Source organism: Achromobacter sp. E1, assembly GCF_037039475.1.
GTDB classification, from domain to species: domain Bacteria; phylum Pseudomonadota; class Gammaproteobacteria; order Burkholderiales; family Burkholderiaceae_B; genus Achromobacter; species Achromobacter mucicolens.
On sequence record NZ_CP146253.1, the window covers coordinates 5,866,218 to 5,881,600 of the forward strand.

The following is a 15,383-nucleotide window of genomic DNA, read 5'->3' on the forward strand; positions in this document are numbered from 1 at the left end:
GGGTCCGAAGACCCGCCCTTGTCGCTTATCTAGCTGCCGAAATTACTCGGCGCTGTCCTCAGCGGCTTCATCGACTTCCGGACGGTCAACCAGTTCCATGAAAGCCATGGGAGCGTTGTCGCCTTGACGAAAGCCCATCTTCAGCACGCGGGTGTAGCCGCCGTTACGGGCCGCGTAGCGCGGGCCGATTTCGGCAAACAGCTTCACAACCGCATCGCGATCGCGCAGACGGGCAAACGCCAGACGCTTGTTCGCGAGGGTGGGCTCCTTGCCCAGCGTGATCAGGGGTTCGATGACGCGGCGCAATTCTTTCGCCTTCGGCAGCGTGGTCTTGATTGCTTCGTGAGTGATCAGCGAAACAGCCATGTTGCGGAACATGGCAAGACGGTGACTGCTGGTGCGGTTGAGCTTACGCAAGCCATTACCGTGACGCATGATAAGTTTCCTTTGAATCTAAAGACGGCGTTTCCGCCATCGGGTTGCCGGCTCTTCTATCAGCCTGCAATCAGGCTGCGGTCCGGTAGAAAACGGGGCATTTTACGACGATTTCGCAAATCGCCCGGCAACCAAGGCCGGGCGCTGCGGGAGACGCCCCTTCGCAGGGGCGGCACCCTTTCAAGACTTAGGGACGCTCCAGGCCCAGGGGCGGCCAGTTCTCGAGCTTCATGCCGAGGGTCAGGCCACGTGCAGCCAGCACTTCCTTGATCTCGTTGAGCGACTTGCGACCCAGGTTCGGGGTCTTGAGCAGCTCGTTTTCGGTACGCTGGATCAGGTCGCCGATGTAGTAGATGTTTTCGGCCTTCAGGCAGTTGGCCGAACGCACCGTCAGCTCCAGGTCGTCGACCGGGCGCAGCAGCACCGGATCGATCTGCGGCGTGCCGCGGACCGGGGCTTCGTACGAATCGCCGGCGCCTTCCAGGGCGGCGAACACCGAGATCTGGTCCATCAGGATGCGGGCCGATTGGCGCACCGCTTCCTCGGGCGAGATCACGCCGTTGGTTTCGATGTCCAGAACCAGCTTGTCCAGGTCGGTGCGTTGTTCCACGCGGGCGCTTTCAACGGCGTAGCTCACGCGGCGAACCGGGCTGAACGAGGCGTCCAGAACGATGCGGCCGATGGTGTGCGTGCGGTCTTCCGACAGCGCGCGCACGTTGCCGGGCACATAGCCGCGGCCCTTCTCGACCTTGATCTGCATTTCCAGCTTGCCCGCTTCCGTCAGGTTGCAGATGGCATGGCCGGGGTTGATGATCTCGACGTCGTGCGGCAGCTCGATGTCGCTGGCCAGCACGGTGCCGGCGCCGGACTTGCGCAGAACCAGCGTCACTTCGTCGCGGTTGTGCAGCTTGAAGACCACGCCCTTCAGGTTCAGCAGGATGTCGACGACATCTTCGCGAACGCCCGGGATGGTCGAGTATTCGTGCACCACACCGGTCATCTGGACTTCGGTCGGCGCGTAGCCGGTCATCGAAGACAACAGGATGCGGCGCAGGGCGTTGCCCAGCGTGTGACCGTAGCCACGCTCGAACGGCTCCATCACGATCTTGGCATGGTGCGTGCCGACCGGTTCGACTTCAATGGAGCGCGGCTTCAGGAAACCTTGAGTGGACATGTACTGAATTCCTTTTCAATACCCTCGGCTCGTTACACCGATAAGGCTGATGGACAGGGTGAGACGGTAAAGCTTGAAACACGGGCTGCGAAAAAGCCGCCCGATACTTACCGCAAAGCCCGCTCCACCAAAACGGCGAAAGCGGGCTGCTGCGGGACGTGCAAACGGGTCGACCGGGTCGCGGGACCAGCTTGCCAGCACCTTGCGAAGGAGGTGCCGGCAGGCGTGATTAACGCGAGTACAGTTCGACGACCATCGATTCGTTGATGTCGCGAGCGACGTCAGCGCGATCGGGGGCCGACTTGAACGTGCCGGTCAGCTTGGCCGCGTCGACTTCCACCCACTGGGGGATGCCGATGCTGGTGGCCAGGTCGAGCGATTCCTTGATACGGCCTTGCTTCTTGGCCTTTTCACGAACCGAGATGACGTCGCCAGCCTTGACCAGCATCGAAGCGATGTCAGCCGTGTGGCCGTTCAGTTCGATGGCGCGGTGGCTCACCAGCTGGCGAGCTTCGGCGCGCGTCGAGCCGAAGCCCATGCGGTAGACGACGTTGTCCAGGCGCGATTCCAGCAGCTGGATCAGCGTTTCGCCGGTGTTGCCACGGCGACGCTCGGCTTCAGCGAAGTACTTGCGGAATTGCTTTTCCAGCACGCCGTACATGCGCTTGAGCTTTTGCTTTTCGCGCAGCTGCAGGCCGTAGTCGGAAGTGCGGGCACCCGAAGTGCGGCCGTGTTGGCCAGGCTTGGAATCCAGCTTGCACTTGGAATCCAGCGAGCGGCGGGCGCTCTTCAGGAACAGGTCAGTACCCTCGCGGCGCGAGAGCTTGCATTTGGGTCCAATATAACGTGCCATGTGGATTCCCTTTAGATACGACGACGCTTCGGCGGACGGCAGCCGTTGTGCGGAACGGGCGTGATGTCGGCGATGGACGAGATCTTGATGCCCAGCGCGTTCAGCGCGCGAACCGACGACTCGCGGCCAGGACCGGGGCCCTTGATGCGGACTTCCAGCGTCTTGATGCCGTACTCGAGCGCAACGCGGCCGGCCGTTTCAGCGGCAACCTGCGCGGCAAACGGGGTCGACTTACGCGAACCCTTGAAGCCAGCACCGCCCGACGTGGCCCACGACAGCGCGTTGCCCTGACGGTCGGTGATGGTGATGATGGTGTTGTTGAACGAAGCGTGAACGTGCGCGATGCCGTCCGAGACGTTCTTCTTGACCTTTTTGCGCACGCGCGAAGCGCCGCTGGTGGAAGCTTTCGCCATAATCCTGTTCCTCGATTATTTCTTCAGGGACGCAGCAGCACGACGCGGGCCCTTGCGGGTCCGGGCGTTGGTGCGAGTGCGCTGGCCGCGCACGGGCAAACCGCGCTTGTGACGCATACCGCGGTAGGTTCCCAGGTCGATCAAACGCTTGATCGAGAGCTGTACTTCACGACGCAGGTCGCCTTCAACCGTGAACAAACCAACATGTTCGCGGACGCGTTCCAATTCAGCGTCGCTCAGATCCTTGACCTTTTTGTCAAAGGGTACGTTTGCCGCTTCGCAAATCTTGCGAGCGCGCGTACGACCGATGCCAAAAATGGCGGTCAGGCCGATCTCGGCGTGCTGTTGCGGCGGAATGTTAATGCCAGCAATACGGGCCATGACTGTTCCTTGAATAAATCCGTTGCGTAGTCGCTAACCCGAGTTAGCCTTGACGCTGCTTGTGACGCGGGTCGGTGCAGATAACGCGCACCACGCCGTGACGTTTGATAACTTTGCAGTTGCGGCAGATCCGCTTAACCGATGCCATTACTTTCATGGTTGACTCCTAATTTTCCGTAATCCGGTTTCGCTCACTTGGAGCGGAAAACAATCCTGGCTCGCGTCAGATCATAGGGCGTGAGCTCCACTGTGACCTTGTCACCCGGCAGGATCCGGATGTAATGCATACGCATCTTGCCGGAAATATGGCCCAACACCACGTGGCCGTTTTCGAGCTTGACGCGAAATGTCGCGTTCGGGAGGTTCTCAAGAACCTCACCTTGCATCTGAATGACGTCGTCCTTGGACATTCTTTTGCTTACCGCATCGGCAAACCCGCGCCCTTGAAGTTGGCCTTCTTGAGCAACGAGTCGTACTGGTGAGACATCATGTAGGCCTGAACCTGCGCCATGAAATCCATCGTCACCACCACAATGATCAACAGAGACGTACCACCGAAGTAGAAAGGAACGTTCCAGCGCATCACCAAGAATTCCGGCAACAGGCACACCAACGTGATGTAGATGGCACCTGCGAGCGTCAAACGCATCAGGATCTTGTCGATGTAGCGCGCCGTTTGCTCGCCCGGACGGATGCCCGGAACAAACGCACCACTCTTCTTCAGGTTGTCCGCCGTTTCGCGGCTGTTGAAAACCAGAGCCGTGTAGAAAAAGCAGAAGAAAATAATCGCGACCGAGTACAGCGTGATGTAGAGCGGTTGACGAGGCGACAGGGCCGCAGCCAGGTCGCTAAGCCAGCGCATGTTCTCGCTGCTGGAGAACCAGCTCGTGATCGTGGCCGGGAACAGAATGATCGACGACGCGAAGATCGGCGGAATCACCCCTGCCATGTTCAGCTTCAGCGGCAGATGCGAGCTCTGACCACCGTAGACCTTGTTGCCGACCTGACGCTTGGCGTAGTTCACCGTGATCTTGCGCTGTCCGCGTTCCACGAACACCACAAAAGCGGTAACCAGCACCACCAGAGCCACGATGAACAGCGCCGAAAGCACAGACATCGCGTTGGTGCGGACCAGGTCCAGCAGTGCAGCCAGCGCCGCGGGCAGACCCGCAACGATACCTGCGAAGATCAGGATGGAGATCCCGTTGCCCAGACCGCGCTCCGTGATTTGCTCACCCAGCCACATGACGAACATGGTGCCGGTGACCAAGGTCACGACGGTCGTGAAGCGGAACAGCATGCCCGGATCGATCACCAGTCCCTGTTGGGACTCCAACGCCACCGAAATGCCCACTGCTTGCACCAGCGCCAGCACGACCGTGCCGTAGCGGGTGTATTGGGTAATCTTCCGACGACCGGACTCGCCCTCTTTCTTGAGCGCTTCCAGCGACGGCACCACCACCGACATCAACTGCATGATGATGGATGCCGAAATGTACGGCATGATCCCCAGGGCAAAAATCGAGAAACGCGAGAGCGCCCCGCCCGAGAACATGTTGAACAGGCCCAGGATCCCGCCCTGGTTCTGACGGAACAAGTCCGCCAGCGCGTCCGGGTTGATACCCGGAACCGGGATGTGTGTACCCAAACGGTAAACCACCAGGGCGAGCACCAGGAACACCAGACGGCGCTTCAAATCGCCGTATCGTGCTCCGGATTTGCCCAATGCCTGCGCGTTAGCCACTCGTCACCTCTGATCAAGCAAGCGAGCCGCCCGCGGCTTCGATGGCGGCGCGAGCGCCGGCCGTCGCGGTAATGCCCTTGAGCACGACCTTGCGCGAGAGTTCACCAGACTTGATGACCTTGGCGTAACGAACCGCCTGGCCAATCACGCCGGCCGCCTTCAGCGCTTGCACATCGATTTCGTCGATGGGCAGGGCTTCGAGGTCCGACAAGAGAACTTGTGCATACAGGTGTTGACCCAGCGGGGTGAAACCACGCTTGGGCAGGCGACGTTGCAGCGGCATTTGACCGCCTTCGAAGCCAACCTTGTGGAAACCGCCCGAGCGCGACTTCTGACCCTTGTGGCCACGGCCGGCGGTCTTACCCAGACCCGAACCGATGCCACGGCCGACGCGGCGCTTGGCGTGCTTGCTGCCCTCGGCGGGCTTCAGCGTATTAAGTTGCATATCCGACATGGTGATTCCTTAGGCTTCCGAGACGGAAACGAGATAATCCACCTTACGGATCATCCCACGCACCTCGGGCGTATCGACCAGCACGCGGCTGCTGTTGATGCGACCCAAGCCCAAACCGCGAACCGTATCACGGTGCGATTGCTTGGTACCGATCACCGAGCGCACGAGGGTCACTTTGATCTGCTTCTGAGCCATGATTTACCCCAGGATTTCTTCGACCGTCTTGCCGCGCTTGGCAGCAACATCGGCCGGGGTCAGGGAGGCGCGCAGGCCGTTCAACGTGGCGCGAACCATGTTGTAGGGGTTGCTCGAGCCCAGGCTCTTGGCAACCACGTTACGCACACCCATCACTTCGAAAATAGCGCGCATCGGGCCGCCGGCGATAACGCCAGTACCTTCAGCAGCGGGCGAAATCAGCACGGTAGCGGCGCCATGCTTGCCAACCACGGTGTGGTGCAGCGTGCCGTTCTTCAGAGCGACCTTGAACATGCCGCGACGGGCTTGTTCCATGGCCTTCTGAACGGACACCGGCACTTCACGCGCCTTGCCCTTACCCATGCCGATGCGGCCATCGCCATCGCCAACCACGGTCAGCGCGGCAAAGCTCATGGTGCGACCACCCTTGACCACTTTGCTCACGCGGTTGACCGCGATCATCTTTTCGCGGAGGCCGTCATCGTTCTCTTTTTCCGCGGCGTTCTTGCCTTGTACTTTAGCCATTTGACAGATCCTCGCTTAGAACTTCAGGCCGGCTTCACGCGCGGCATCGGCCAGCGCCTTGACGCGGCCATGGTAACGAAAGCCCGAGCGATCGAAAGCGACCAGTTCGATACCGGCAGCCTTGGCCTTTTCGGCCACGCGCTTGCCAACCAGCGTCGCAGCGGCTTTGTTGCCACCCTGACCGGTTTGGCCGGCCAGTTGCGCACGCACTTCGGCTTCCACCGTCGAGGCGCTGACCAGAACGCGATCGCCTTCCGGCGAAATGATGTTGGCGTAGATGTGCTGGTTCGAGCGGAAAATCGAGAGGCGATGAACGCGCAGCTCGTTGATCTTCCGGCGAGTCGGAACCGCACGACGCAAACGGGAAACTTTTTTGTCCATGATTCGTCCTTGCGTGCGCCGTTATTTCTTCTTGGTTTCTTTGATGACGACGCGTTCGTCCGAGTAACGCACGCCCTTGCCCTTGTAGGGTTCGGGTTCGCGGTACGCGCGGATTTCAGCGGCCACCTGACCGACGACTTGCTTGTTGGAGCCCTTGATGACGATTTCCGTCTGAGTGGGGCATTCGGCCTTGATACCGGCCGGCAACTGATGCAAAACGTCGTGCGAGAAACCGAGCTGCAGCTTAACGGCGTCGCCTTGAACCGAGGCGCGGTAACCCACGCCAACCAGGTTCAGCTTGCGCTCGAATCCCTTGCTCACACCGTTGACCATGTTGGCCACCAGCGCGCGCACGGTGCCCGACATGGCATTGGCGTGACGGGAATCGTTGGCAGCGGCAAACGTGAGCTTGCCACCGTCCAGCGAAATCGTGACGTCGCCAGTCAGGGGTTGGGTCAAGGAACCCAGCGGGCCCTTGACGGTGATCTGATCCTGCTTGATGTCAGCTTCGACACCCTTGGGCAGTTCGACCGGATACTTAGCGATACGTGACATTCGAATTTCTCCTTAGGCCACGTAGCACAGCACTTCGCCGCCGACGCCGTTGGCGCGAGCCTTACGGTCGGTCATGACGCCGCGCGAGGTCGAAACGATAGCCACGCCCAGGCCGTTCATGACCTGAGGAATGCTGGTACGGCCCTTGTAGATACGCAGACCAGGACGCGAGACGCGTTCGATGCGCTCGATGACCGGACGGCCAGCGTAGTACTTCAGGGTGATCTCGAGCTCAGGCTTGGCCTGGGTGCCCTTGATTTCAAAGCTGTCGATGTAGCCTTCGTCTTTCAGCACAGCGGCAATAGCCGCCTTCAGCTTCGAGGAGGGCATGCTCACCGTAACTTTGTCCACTTGCTGCGCATTGCGAATGCGGGTCAGCATATCGGCGATGGGATCGCTCATGCTCATATTGTTTCTCCTACCAGCTGGCCTTGGTGATGCCGGGGATTTCACCCTTCATCGCCATTTCACGCAGTTTGTGGCGCGTCAGACCGAACTTGCGGAACACACCGCGAGGACGACCGGTGACCACGCAACGGTTGCGTTGACGCGTCGGGTTGGCATTGCGCGGCAGCTGTTGCAGCTTGAGCCGAGCTTGGTAACGTTCTTCGTCGGTCTTCGACTGGTCGTCGATGATCGCCTTCAACTCAGCGCGCTTGGCAGCGAACTTGTCAGCCAGCTTGGCGCGCTTGATGTCGCGATTGATGAGGGAAAGTTTAGCCACGTCATCAGCCCCTTAGTTACGGAACGGGAAGCTGAAGGCCGTCAACAGCGCCTTGGCTTCTTCGTCGGTCTTCGCGGAGGTGGTGATGCTGATGTTCAGCCCACGCAGCGCGTCGATCTTGTCGTACTCGATTTCGGGGAAAATGATCTGCTCTTTCACCCCGATGTTGTAGTTGCCACGGCCGTCGAACGCACGACCCGAGATACCGCGGAAGTCGCGCACGCGAGGCAGCGCAACCGCCACCAGGCGATCCAGGAATTCGTACATGCGTTGACCACGCAGCGTGACCATGCAACCAATCGGGTAGTTTTCGCGGATCTTGAAACCGGCGATAGCCTTCTTGGTCTTCGTCACGACAGGCTTCTGGCCGGCGATCTTGGTCAGATCCGACACAGCGTGTTCAATGACTTTCTTGTCGGAGACCGCTTCCGAGACACCCATGTTCAGGGTGATCTTGGTGATGCGCGGCACTTCCATGACGCTCTTGTAGCCAAACTTGGCCTGCAGGTCGCCTGCGACCTTGCTCTTGTAGAAATCTTGCAAACGAGACATGTCTATCGCCCCTTACGCCTTGGCGCCGACAACGGCACCATTGGAACGGAACACGCGGACCTTGCGACCTTCGACTTCTTGAACGCCCACGCGGTCGCCACGACCGGTTGCGGGGTTGAAGAGCGCCACATTCGAGATGTGGATCGGCATGGTCTTTTCGACAATCCCGCCCGGGTTGTTAGCCATCGGGTTGGCTTTCACGTGCTTCTTGGCAACGTTGACGCCTTCGACCAGGACGTGGTCGGCGCCAACGCGGGCCAGCACGGTACCGCGACGCTTCTTGTCGCGGCCGGTCAGGACGATGACTTCGTCGCCTTTACGAATGTTGTTCATCGTAGGGCTCCTTACAGCACTTCCGGGGCCAGCGACACGATCTTCATGAACTTCTCGGTACGCAGTTCACGCGTAACGGGTCCGAAGATGCGGGTGCCGATAGGCTCCAGCTTGGCGTTGAGCAACACGGCGGCATTGCCACCGAAACGAATCAGCGAACCGTCTTTACGGCGCACGCCCTTGGCGGTACGAACCACCACGGCATTGTAAATTTCGCCTTTCTTGACGCGTCCGCGCGGAGCCGCATCTTTGACGCTCACCTTGATGATGTCGCCGATACCGGCATAACGGCGCTTGGAGCCACCGAGCACCTTAATGCACATGACATGACGCGCACCAGTGTTATCGGCCACGTCCAGCGTGGTCTGCATTTGGATCATGATTTTTCCTGTTCCAACTTAACTGGAAATACGGTTTTCCCAACAAGGGAACACTGCAATTCCTGCCAGTTTTGGTCCCGTCAGGTCAGCCGCCCTGCTTTTATGTCGGCAAGTCCGTAACTACTTGGACCAGCAACCGGTTGGCAACGCAACGACCCTGGGTTGAAATCCTGCGGGTATTCCCCCCGACGCGCTCATCTAGCCTTCGGCTTCGATGAATCGACAATCTGGGAAAGCTGATAATTCTAACGTGGTTAATTTTTGAGCGCAAGCACTTTGTTGGGATTGCGCACAAAAGACCACGCCCCCTGTCAAGGGGGTCGGTTTGGCGGACCATCCGCCCCTATTTCTGGCGGTAGTAGCCCTTCTCCCAGGCGTCATGATTTGCCTTGCCGCGACGGATTTCGTCCGTGAACGGCGCAGCCATGAGCACCAGGCGATTCAACCATTTTACAGGAGCGCGGCACGGACGCTCGAAGTCCAAGAAAAGCACGGCCCGCAGGCCATCGGTGTCGTTGTGCACCTGATGGGGATACAGGTCGTCGAAGACGACAGCCTGGCCTTCGCGCCAGCTATAGCGTTGGCCGCCCACCTCTATCCAGCACTGCTCGGGCGGCTCGGGGACGACCAGGCCCAGGTGCAGGCGCAACACGCCGTTGTACGGCCCCGTGTGCAGCGGAATGCGCTTGCCGGCCTCGAGGATGGAGAAGAAGGCGGTGCGGATGCCCGGAATGTCCTGCAGCGCGCGGGCGGTAGCCGGGCAGCGCGCAAGATTGCGTTCGGAGCGCAGGCCGTAGCCCATGAAGACGAAGGTCTTCCATTGGTCGTCGGACGTGATCATGCCCACGTCCGGTGAAATCTGATGGAAGGCAGGCAAGGCCTGGCGGTCGGCCAAGAGGCCGGTCAGTTCGGCGCGGATGGCGGGCGCCCGCGCTTCGAGGGCGGCAATCCAGGGGAACTGGCTGTTCTGGAATATGGGTTTGTCGCCCACCAGCGAGGCCTGCGCGATGCGCTGGCGCAGCCAGTCGATGAAGCCGAAAAACACCCGGGAGTAGAGGCTGGGATGGGTGGCCGGGCGCGCATCGACGGGTTGCACCATAGGTAGACAAAAAGACAGCCGAAGATTCCCTATTTTTGCCCCTGGCGATGCGCGCGCGCAAGCGTGCGATGAGCCCAATGGCCCCAAGCTCACATCGGGGATTGGCTCCCTTTGACCGGGACAAGCTGGTTTAGACTGCCGTGGGCAGCAGCAGCCGCTGCTCCTTTCCGCTACCCATTCCTATTTCGCAAGGAACGACAGGCATGTATGAACAGTTGGCGCTGTATATCGACGGCGAATTCGTCGCCGGCGAGGGCAGGCGCACCCAGGACGTCATCAACCCGGCCACGCTCGAGGTGCTCGGCCAACTGCCCCACGCCACGCAAGCGGATCTGGATCGCGCCCTTGCCGCCGCCCAGCGCGCTTTCGAATCGTGGAAGAAATCCTCGCCCATGGACCGCTCGGCGATCCTGCGCAAGGTCGCCACGCTGTCGCGAGAGCGCGCCCAGGAGATCGGCCGCAACATGACGCTGGATCAGGGCAAGCCGCTGGCCGAAGCCGTCGGCGAAGTCACCTCCTGCGCCGAACACGCCGATTGGCACGCCGAGGAATGCCGGCGCATCTACGGCCGCGTTATCCAGCCGCGCAATCCCGACGTCCGCCAGATCGTGGTGCGCGAGCCCATCGGCGTCTGCGCCGCCTTCACGCCCTGGAACTTCCCGTACAACCAGGCCATCCGCAAGATCGCCGCCGCCATCGGCGCCGGCTGCACGGTCGTGCTCAAGGGGCCCGAGGATTCGCCCAGCGCGGTCATGGCCATTGCGCGCATGTTCCACGACGCCGGTCTGCCCAAGGGCTGCCTGAACATCGTCTGGGGCGAGCCCGCCATGATCTCGGACTACCTTATCCGTTCGCCGATCGTGCGCAAGGTGTCGTTCACGGGCTCCGTGCCGGTGGGCAAGCAGCTTGCGGCGCTGGCCGGCGCGCACATGAAGCGCGTCACCATGGAACTGGGCGGCCATTCGCCCGTGCTCGTGTTCGACGACGCGGACATCGACCGTGCGGCCGAGATGCTGGCCAAGTTCAAGGTGCGCAACGCCGGCCAGGTCTGCGTGTCGCCCACCCGCTTCTATGTGCAGGACGGCGCGTACGAGCAGTTTCTTGCACGGTTCTCGGAAGTGCTCAAGAACATCAAGGTGGGCGACGGCCTGGAAGCCGGCACCGAAATGGGGCCGCTCGCCCATGAGCGCCGCGTGCCCGCCATGAGCGCCTTCATCAACGACGCCAGGAAGCATGGCGCGAAGGTGGTGGTCGGCGGCGGTCCGCTGGATCGCAAGGGTTTCTTCTTTGCGCCCACCGTGGTCACCGACCTGCCCGACAACGCCATGCTGATGACCGAGGAGCCCTTCGGTCCGGTCGCACCCGTGGTTCGTTTCAGCGACACCGATGAGGTGCTGCGCCGCGCCAACAGCCTGCCGTTCGGCCTGTCTTCGTACGTGTTCACGAACTCGCTGAAGACCGCGACCAAGGTCTCCAACGGCCTGGAAGCCGGCATGGTCAACATCAACCACTTCGGCAGCGCCCTGGCCGAGACGCCCTTCGGCGGCATCAAGGACAGCGGCATCGGCAGCGAAGGCGGCACGGAAACCTTCGAAGGCTACCTGGTCACGAAGTTCATCACGCACGTCTGATCCTGCGACCGTCGCATCGCAAAGCCCCGCACCTGACGTGCGGGGCTTTTTTTGCCTGTCGCGTGGCGCGGACCGGTTCGGCATTCATGACGCTGTCATGCGGGTCAGTGAGCATTGGGCCCGCTTACAAGTCGCTGACCCAAAAAACTGTCCCAGGCAGCTGACCCGCGGCTGCCGGCTCGGCATGGCCAACACCCCTGCCAGAACGCCGCCGCACCGAACTATCCAGGATATCCACGCCCGATGACGCTTCGCCCTTACCGCCCCGTCCGCGCCGCAGCCTCGCTGCTGCTCGTTGCCCTACTCGCCGCATGCGGCGGCGACAAGGACGACGACAACACGACGCCGCCCGTTGCCGAGACGCCGCCCCCGACCGAAACGCCCGCGCAGCCGCCCGCCCCCGTGCAGGTTGCATTCATGCCCGACATCCACTTCCATGACGTCTACGCGGACTTCAAGGATGGCTCGTTCCCCGGCATTCCGAACCCGAAGGCCGGCGACAACGCGACCATCCGCACGATGTACGCGCAACTGACGTCCACGCGTCTGTTCAACGAGAACTACTTTGCGTTCCTGGCCGCGCTGGACGATGCCGCAAAGCGCGGCGTGAAGTACATCGCGCTGCCGGGCGACTTCTCGGACGACGGCCAGCCCGTGCACATGCGCGGCCTGGTCAAGATCATGGATGACTATTCGAAGAAGCACGGCATCCAGTTCTTCGCCGCACCGGGCAACCACGATCCCAACCGCCCCTTCAACCAGCCGGCCGGCAAGAGCGACTATCTTGGCCTGGATCCCGTGACGGGCGCGATCGGTTTCTCGCAACCGATCTACAGCCGCGGCGCCAATGTGTGCAACACGGCCTACAGCGGCGACTGGACGCGGATCGGCAATACGTACTGCACCGAGGAAGTGCTGCACATGGGCTACTCGGGCATCACGGCCGCGCTCGAGCAGCACGGCTTCATGCCCCAGCCGCAGAACGTGTACTACGAGACGCCTTACAGCACCTACAAGTACGAAGACTACGACTACGCGACCGCGGCGGCGCAAGCCAACTGGATCAACCGCCAGTACGAGATCTGTGCCGAAGGCACGGGCGGCCCGAACAAGCCGCAGAACTACACGCTTTGCAAGATGGTGCCCGACACGTCCTACGTGGTCGAACCCGTCAAGGGCGTGTGGCTGGTGGGCCTGGACGCCAACGTCTACGTGCCCACGGGCCCGGGCGCAAACGACTTCACCGGTTCGGGCGACCAGGGCTACAACAAGATGCTGACCCACAAGACCCACGTCATCAAGTGGCTGGCCGACGTGGTCGCGCGCGGCAAGGCGCAGGGCAAGCAGGTCATCGCCTTCAGCCACTTCCCGATGTCCGAGTTCTTCAATGGCGCGTCCGATGACATCGAGGCGCTGCTGGGCGCCAACAAGATGCAGATGATCCGCCGACCCGCGGAGAACACCACCCGCGCGCTGGCCGAGACCGGCTTGAAGGTGCACGTGGGCGGCCACATGCACTTCAATGACATGGCCTTGCGCAACTACGGCGGCGAACACGCGCTCTTCAACATCCAGGCGCCCTCCATGGCGGCCTACGTGCCCGCGTACAAACTCATGACGCTGCAGAGCGCCGACGAGATCGAAGTGCAGACCATCCGTCTGGACGAGGTGCCGCGCTTTGATGAACTGTTCGACCTCTACCGCGCCGAGAACGCCTACACCGTGCCGCCGCGCTGGGACGTGTCGATCCTGGACGCCAAGGACTACGGCGACTTCACGTATCGCTACATGAGCGAGCTGGTGCGCCTGCGTCTGCTCAACGACGACTGGCGCTGCGAAATGCGCGAACTGGTCAAGAGCCCGTTGACCGGCGCAGACCTGCTGGCGTTGTCCCAGCTGCAGACGACGGTGACGCTGAAGGAACTGGCAAACACCGGCAACCAGAACAACCTGACGCCCGCGTTCTTCGCGTGCCTGTCGGATGGCGGCGGCAGCGGCGCGAGCAATGCGGCCTATGCCGCGGATGCGGCAAACGCCCAGGCGCGCGCACAAGCCCTGGCCCAGGCCAACGGCATGCAGCTATCGGACTTCGCGCAGTGGACGGCGCTGGAAATGGCGGGCGACTTCGTGCGCCTTGCCAATGCGGGCGACCTGGCGTTCACGGATATTCCGGCGCAGCGCGCCAGCCAGTACAAACTGCTGGCCCAGGCGCTTAATCAGACTAACGCCGCCGTGCAGATGAACGGCAACAACGTCAGCAACGCCAACACGCCGGCCGATCTGTTCAAGGCGCGCTTCAAGCCGTTGATGGCGATCATGCTGAAGCTGGCAAACGGCGCGCCGTCCGAGCACATCCGCCTGGACCTGACCACCAACAGCATCGTCAACCTGTCCAACCAGCCTTCGCCGTTCTAAGCGGGTTTCACCTGCCCTGAAAGGCCAACGGCCCGCTGATCCAGCGGGCCGTTGTGCATTGGCGATTCGTGCTCAATCCTGGGAGGCACGGCCGCCTGCCCGCAGATCCCGGGGCGTCACGCCAAAGCGCTGCTTGAACAGCCGGCTGAAATGCGAAGGGTGGGAAAATCCCACCTGATACGCCAGCTCGGCGATGCCGCGATGACGATGCCGCGCGTCCAGGAGCAGTTCGCGGCATCGGTCCAGCCGCTGCTCGAAGATGAATGACTCCACGGACAGTCCGCCCGCGCGCAGGATGCGGTGCAGATAGGCGACGGAAACGCCGCAGCCCTGCGCCACCCGCGAGGGCGACAGATCCGGATCGGCGAGGTGCTGGCGGATGTAAGCCAGCACGCGCGCGCGATGCGCCACCGTGACGCTGCTGTCCGCCTCCGACACCTGCCCGTGTCCGGGCTGCACCAGAAAGAGCACGATGAGATCGATCAACCGCTCGCCCAGTTCGGCCGCTTCGGTATCGGACCAGCCTTCCATGCCCTTGAACAGGTGATCCATGTAGCCGGCCAGGAGCGCACCGCGCGGCGATCCGTCGTCGGTGCGCAGCTTGTAGAAGGCGCCGATGCGCGAATCCCGCTGCGACAACGCGCTACGGGGAAACGAGACGCTCAGGCTTCGATAGCCCGTCGCGCCGTTGGCGGTGGCCTGGTAGGGCAGGCTCTGGTTCATCAGGTACACGCAACCCGGTTCCACCTGGAATTCCCGGCCCTGCTGACGCACCGCCAGCGGACCGGCCAGCGGCAGGCCAAACGTGTAGAACTCCTGGTCCAGCCGCGACACATTGCCCGCGGTGCGTTCCAACCGCTGGCCCTGGTAATGCAGGTCGTTGAATTGCAGGCTGGCGCGGCGCGCGTAGCGGACGTGGCCCGCAAACTGACCGGCTTTGCCGCCGTGCACCTCAAACGGCCCGAAGGCATCGGCCAGCGCGGCGCGCCACTGATCGCGCCGGTCGGCGCCGGCGCTGGCCGAAATGGCGAATTCCGTATCTGGCATGGCACGTCTCCTGGTGCACGGGCGCGCAAATTGATCTTGCGTCTACATATTGTTGACTCACCCTGCTGTGGGGTGGACGGCGCATTGTGGGC

The 15,383-nt window shown here is 61.8% G+C and carries 22 protein-coding genes; 2 read left to right on the plus strand and 20 right to left on the minus strand.

Going from position 1 to position 15,383, the window contains the following annotated elements; genetic code table 11:
- Positions 1–42 precede the first annotated feature (42 nt).
- The 19 genes from rplQ to V6V88_RS27165 all read right to left on the minus strand — a co-directional run bounded on the left by rplQ (position 43) and on the right by V6V88_RS27165 (position 10,198).
- Positions 43–435: a 50S ribosomal protein L17 gene (rplQ, locus tag V6V88_RS27075; RefSeq protein WP_006389635.1), complete on the minus strand. Its 393-nt coding sequence runs from the start codon at positions 433–435 to the stop codon at positions 43–45.
- Between the two features lie 187 nt (positions 436–622).
- Positions 623–1,609, minus strand: a complete 987-nt coding sequence (rpoA, locus tag V6V88_RS27080) for a DNA-directed RNA polymerase subunit alpha (protein WP_008169002.1) — start codon at positions 1,607–1,609, stop codon at positions 623–625.
- A 229-nt stretch (positions 1,610–1,838) separates the two neighbouring features.
- Positions 1,839–2,462, minus strand: a complete 624-nt coding sequence (rpsD, locus tag V6V88_RS27085; protein WP_056327065.1) for a 30S ribosomal protein S4 — start codon at positions 2,460–2,462, stop codon at positions 1,839–1,841.
- An 11-nt stretch (positions 2,463–2,473) separates the two neighbouring features.
- A complete protein-coding gene (rpsK, locus tag V6V88_RS27090; protein WP_006216516.1) occupies positions 2,474–2,875 on the minus strand; it encodes a 30S ribosomal protein S11 in 402 nt (133 codons plus the stop codon).
- Positions 2,876–2,890: 15 nt separating this feature from the next.
- Positions 2,891–3,256, minus strand: a complete 366-nt coding sequence (rpsM, locus tag V6V88_RS27095) for a 30S ribosomal protein S13 (protein ID WP_008168996.1) — start codon at positions 3,254–3,256, stop codon at positions 2,891–2,893.
- A gap of 43 nt (positions 3,257–3,299) precedes the next feature.
- Positions 3,300–3,413, minus strand: coding sequence for a 50S ribosomal protein L36 (gene rpmJ / locus V6V88_RS27100; RefSeq protein WP_003806928.1), 114 nt, complete (start codon positions 3,411–3,413; stop codon positions 3,300–3,302).
- Positions 3,414–3,447: 34 nt separating this feature from the next.
- Positions 3,448–3,666 carry a translation initiation factor IF-1 gene (gene infA, locus V6V88_RS27105; RefSeq protein ID WP_003806927.1) on the minus strand — a complete coding sequence of 73 codons (219 nt, stop codon included), beginning with the start codon at positions 3,664–3,666 and terminating at the stop codon, positions 3,448–3,450.
- Positions 3,667–3,674: 8 nt separating this feature from the next.
- Positions 3,675–5,000, minus strand: a complete 1,326-nt coding sequence (secY, locus tag V6V88_RS27110) for a preprotein translocase subunit SecY (RefSeq protein WP_056327063.1) — start codon at positions 4,998–5,000, stop codon at positions 3,675–3,677.
- Between the two features lie 13 nt (positions 5,001–5,013).
- Positions 5,014–5,454, minus strand: coding sequence for a 50S ribosomal protein L15 (rplO, locus tag V6V88_RS27115; RefSeq protein ID WP_056327061.1), 441 nt, complete (start codon positions 5,452–5,454; stop codon positions 5,014–5,016).
- A 9-nt stretch (positions 5,455–5,463) separates the two neighbouring features.
- Entirely contained in the window at positions 5,464–5,649 is a 186-nt protein-coding gene (gene rpmD / locus V6V88_RS27120) for a 50S ribosomal protein L30 (RefSeq protein WP_006216520.1), read from the minus strand.
- 3 nt (positions 5,650–5,652) lie between these two features.
- Positions 5,653–6,174: a 30S ribosomal protein S5 gene (gene rpsE, locus V6V88_RS27125; protein ID WP_008168987.1), complete on the minus strand. Its 522-nt coding sequence runs from the start codon at positions 6,172–6,174 to the stop codon at positions 5,653–5,655.
- 15 nt (positions 6,175–6,189) lie between these two features.
- Entirely contained in the window at positions 6,190–6,555 is a 366-nt protein-coding gene (rplR, locus tag V6V88_RS27130) for a 50S ribosomal protein L18 (RefSeq protein ID WP_008168985.1), read from the minus strand.
- A 21-nt stretch (positions 6,556–6,576) separates the two neighbouring features.
- On the minus strand, positions 6,577–7,110 hold the full coding sequence (rplF, locus tag V6V88_RS27135) for a 50S ribosomal protein L6 (protein WP_062838799.1): 534 nt from the start codon (positions 7,108–7,110) through the stop codon (positions 6,577–6,579).
- Between the two features lie 12 nt (positions 7,111–7,122).
- The gene (gene rpsH / locus V6V88_RS27140; RefSeq protein WP_006216525.1) at positions 7,123–7,518 is read right to left on the minus strand and encodes a 30S ribosomal protein S8; all 396 of its coding nucleotides are present in this window, start codon (positions 7,516–7,518) and stop codon (positions 7,123–7,125) included.
- A 10-nt stretch (positions 7,519–7,528) separates the two neighbouring features.
- Positions 7,529–7,834, minus strand: a complete 306-nt coding sequence (rpsN, locus tag V6V88_RS27145) for a 30S ribosomal protein S14 (RefSeq protein WP_006216527.1) — start codon at positions 7,832–7,834, stop codon at positions 7,529–7,531.
- Between the two features lie 12 nt (positions 7,835–7,846).
- Positions 7,847–8,386 (minus strand): 50S ribosomal protein L5, encoded by a 540-nt coding sequence (gene rplE / locus V6V88_RS27150; RefSeq protein ID WP_006216529.1) that lies wholly within the window; start codon positions 8,384–8,386, stop codon positions 7,847–7,849.
- Positions 8,387–8,398: 12 nt separating this feature from the next.
- Positions 8,399–8,719 (minus strand): 50S ribosomal protein L24, encoded by a 321-nt coding sequence (rplX, locus tag V6V88_RS27155; RefSeq protein ID WP_008168975.1) that lies wholly within the window; start codon positions 8,717–8,719, stop codon positions 8,399–8,401.
- Positions 8,720–8,730: 11 nt separating this feature from the next.
- On the minus strand, positions 8,731–9,099 hold the full coding sequence (gene rplN, locus V6V88_RS27160) for a 50S ribosomal protein L14 (protein WP_006216531.1): 369 nt from the start codon (positions 9,097–9,099) through the stop codon (positions 8,731–8,733).
- 343 nt (positions 9,100–9,442) lie between these two features.
- On the minus strand, positions 9,443–10,198 hold the full coding sequence (locus V6V88_RS27165) for an aspartyl/asparaginyl beta-hydroxylase domain-containing protein (RefSeq protein WP_338617084.1): 756 nt from the start codon (positions 10,196–10,198) through the stop codon (positions 9,443–9,445).
- A gap of 203 nt (positions 10,199–10,401) precedes the next feature.
- On the opposite strand from V6V88_RS27165, the gene V6V88_RS27170 reads away from it, so the two are divergent.
- Together V6V88_RS27170 and V6V88_RS27175 are read left to right on the plus strand one after the other, a co-directional pair.
- Positions 10,402–11,829 carry an NAD-dependent succinate-semialdehyde dehydrogenase gene (locus V6V88_RS27170; protein ID WP_338617085.1) on the plus strand — a complete coding sequence of 476 codons (1,428 nt, stop codon included), beginning with the start codon at positions 10,402–10,404 and terminating at the stop codon, positions 11,827–11,829.
- Positions 11,830–12,072: 243 nt separating this feature from the next.
- A complete protein-coding gene (locus V6V88_RS27175; protein ID WP_338617086.1) occupies positions 12,073–14,244 on the plus strand; it encodes a metallophosphoesterase in 2,172 nt (723 codons plus the stop codon).
- A 72-nt stretch (positions 14,245–14,316) separates the two neighbouring features.
- Here the strand turns inward: V6V88_RS27175 and V6V88_RS27180 are convergent, their stop codons facing one another.
- Positions 14,317–15,291 carry a helix-turn-helix domain-containing protein gene (locus V6V88_RS27180; RefSeq protein WP_063953643.1) on the minus strand — a complete coding sequence of 325 codons (975 nt, stop codon included), beginning with the start codon at positions 15,289–15,291 and terminating at the stop codon, positions 14,317–14,319.
- Positions 15,292–15,383: the final 92 nt, after the last annotated feature.

Excerpts from the sequence above, each read along its gene's own strand:
- rplQ (WP_006389635.1), bottom strand. The coding sequence starts at position 435 with ATGCGTCACGGTAATGGCTTGCGTAAGCTCAACCGCACCAGCAGTCAC.
- rpoA (WP_008169002.1), bottom strand. The coding sequence starts at position 1,609 with ATGTCCACTCAAGGTTTCCTGAAGCCGCGCTCCATTGAAGTCGAACCG.
- rpsD (WP_056327065.1), bottom strand. The coding sequence starts at position 2,462 with ATGGCACGTTATATTGGACCCAAATGCAAGCTCTCGCGCCGCGAGGGT.
- rpsK (WP_006216516.1), bottom strand. The coding sequence starts at position 2,875 with ATGGCGAAAGCTTCCACCAGCGGCGCTTCGCGCGTGCGCAAAAAGGTC.
- rpsM (WP_008168996.1), bottom strand. The coding sequence starts at position 3,256 with ATGGCCCGTATTGCTGGCATTAACATTCCGCCGCAACAGCACGCCGAG.
- rpmJ (WP_003806928.1), bottom strand. The coding sequence starts at position 3,413 with ATGAAAGTAATGGCATCGGTTAAGCGGATCTGCCGCAACTGCAAAGTT.
- infA (WP_003806927.1), bottom strand. The coding sequence starts at position 3,666 with ATGTCCAAGGACGACGTCATTCAGATGCAAGGTGAGGTTCTTGAGAAC.
- rplO (WP_056327061.1), bottom strand. The coding sequence starts at position 5,454 with ATGTCGGATATGCAACTTAATACGCTGAAGCCCGCCGAGGGCAGCAAG.
- rpmD (WP_006216520.1), bottom strand. The coding sequence starts at position 5,649 with ATGGCTCAGAAGCAGATCAAAGTGACCCTCGTGCGCTCGGTGATCGGT.
- rpsE (WP_008168987.1), bottom strand. The coding sequence starts at position 6,174 with ATGGCTAAAGTACAAGGCAAGAACGCCGCGGAAAAAGAGAACGATGAC.
- rplR (WP_008168985.1), bottom strand. The coding sequence starts at position 6,555 with ATGGACAAAAAAGTTTCCCGTTTGCGTCGTGCGGTTCCGACTCGCCGG.
- rplF (WP_062838799.1), bottom strand. The coding sequence starts at position 7,110 with ATGTCACGTATCGCTAAGTATCCGGTCGAACTGCCCAAGGGTGTCGAA.
- rpsH (WP_006216525.1), bottom strand. The coding sequence starts at position 7,518 with ATGAGCATGAGCGATCCCATCGCCGATATGCTGACCCGCATTCGCAAT.
- rplE (WP_006216529.1), bottom strand. The coding sequence starts at position 8,386 with ATGTCTCGTTTGCAAGATTTCTACAAGAGCAAGGTCGCAGGCGACCTG.
- rplX (WP_008168975.1), bottom strand. The coding sequence starts at position 8,719 with ATGAACAACATTCGTAAAGGCGACGAAGTCATCGTCCTGACCGGCCGC.
- rplN (WP_006216531.1), bottom strand. The coding sequence starts at position 9,099 with ATGATCCAAATGCAGACCACGCTGGACGTGGCCGATAACACTGGTGCG.
- V6V88_RS27165 (WP_338617084.1), bottom strand. The coding sequence starts at position 10,198 with ATGGTGCAACCCGTCGATGCGCGCCCGGCCACCCATCCCAGCCTCTAC.
- V6V88_RS27170 (WP_338617085.1), top strand. The coding sequence starts at position 10,402 with ATGTATGAACAGTTGGCGCTGTATATCGACGGCGAATTCGTCGCCGGC.
- V6V88_RS27175 (WP_338617086.1), top strand. The coding sequence starts at position 12,073 with ATGACGCTTCGCCCTTACCGCCCCGTCCGCGCCGCAGCCTCGCTGCTG.
- V6V88_RS27180 (WP_063953643.1), bottom strand. The coding sequence starts at position 15,291 with ATGCCAGATACGGAATTCGCCATTTCGGCCAGCGCCGGCGCCGACCGG.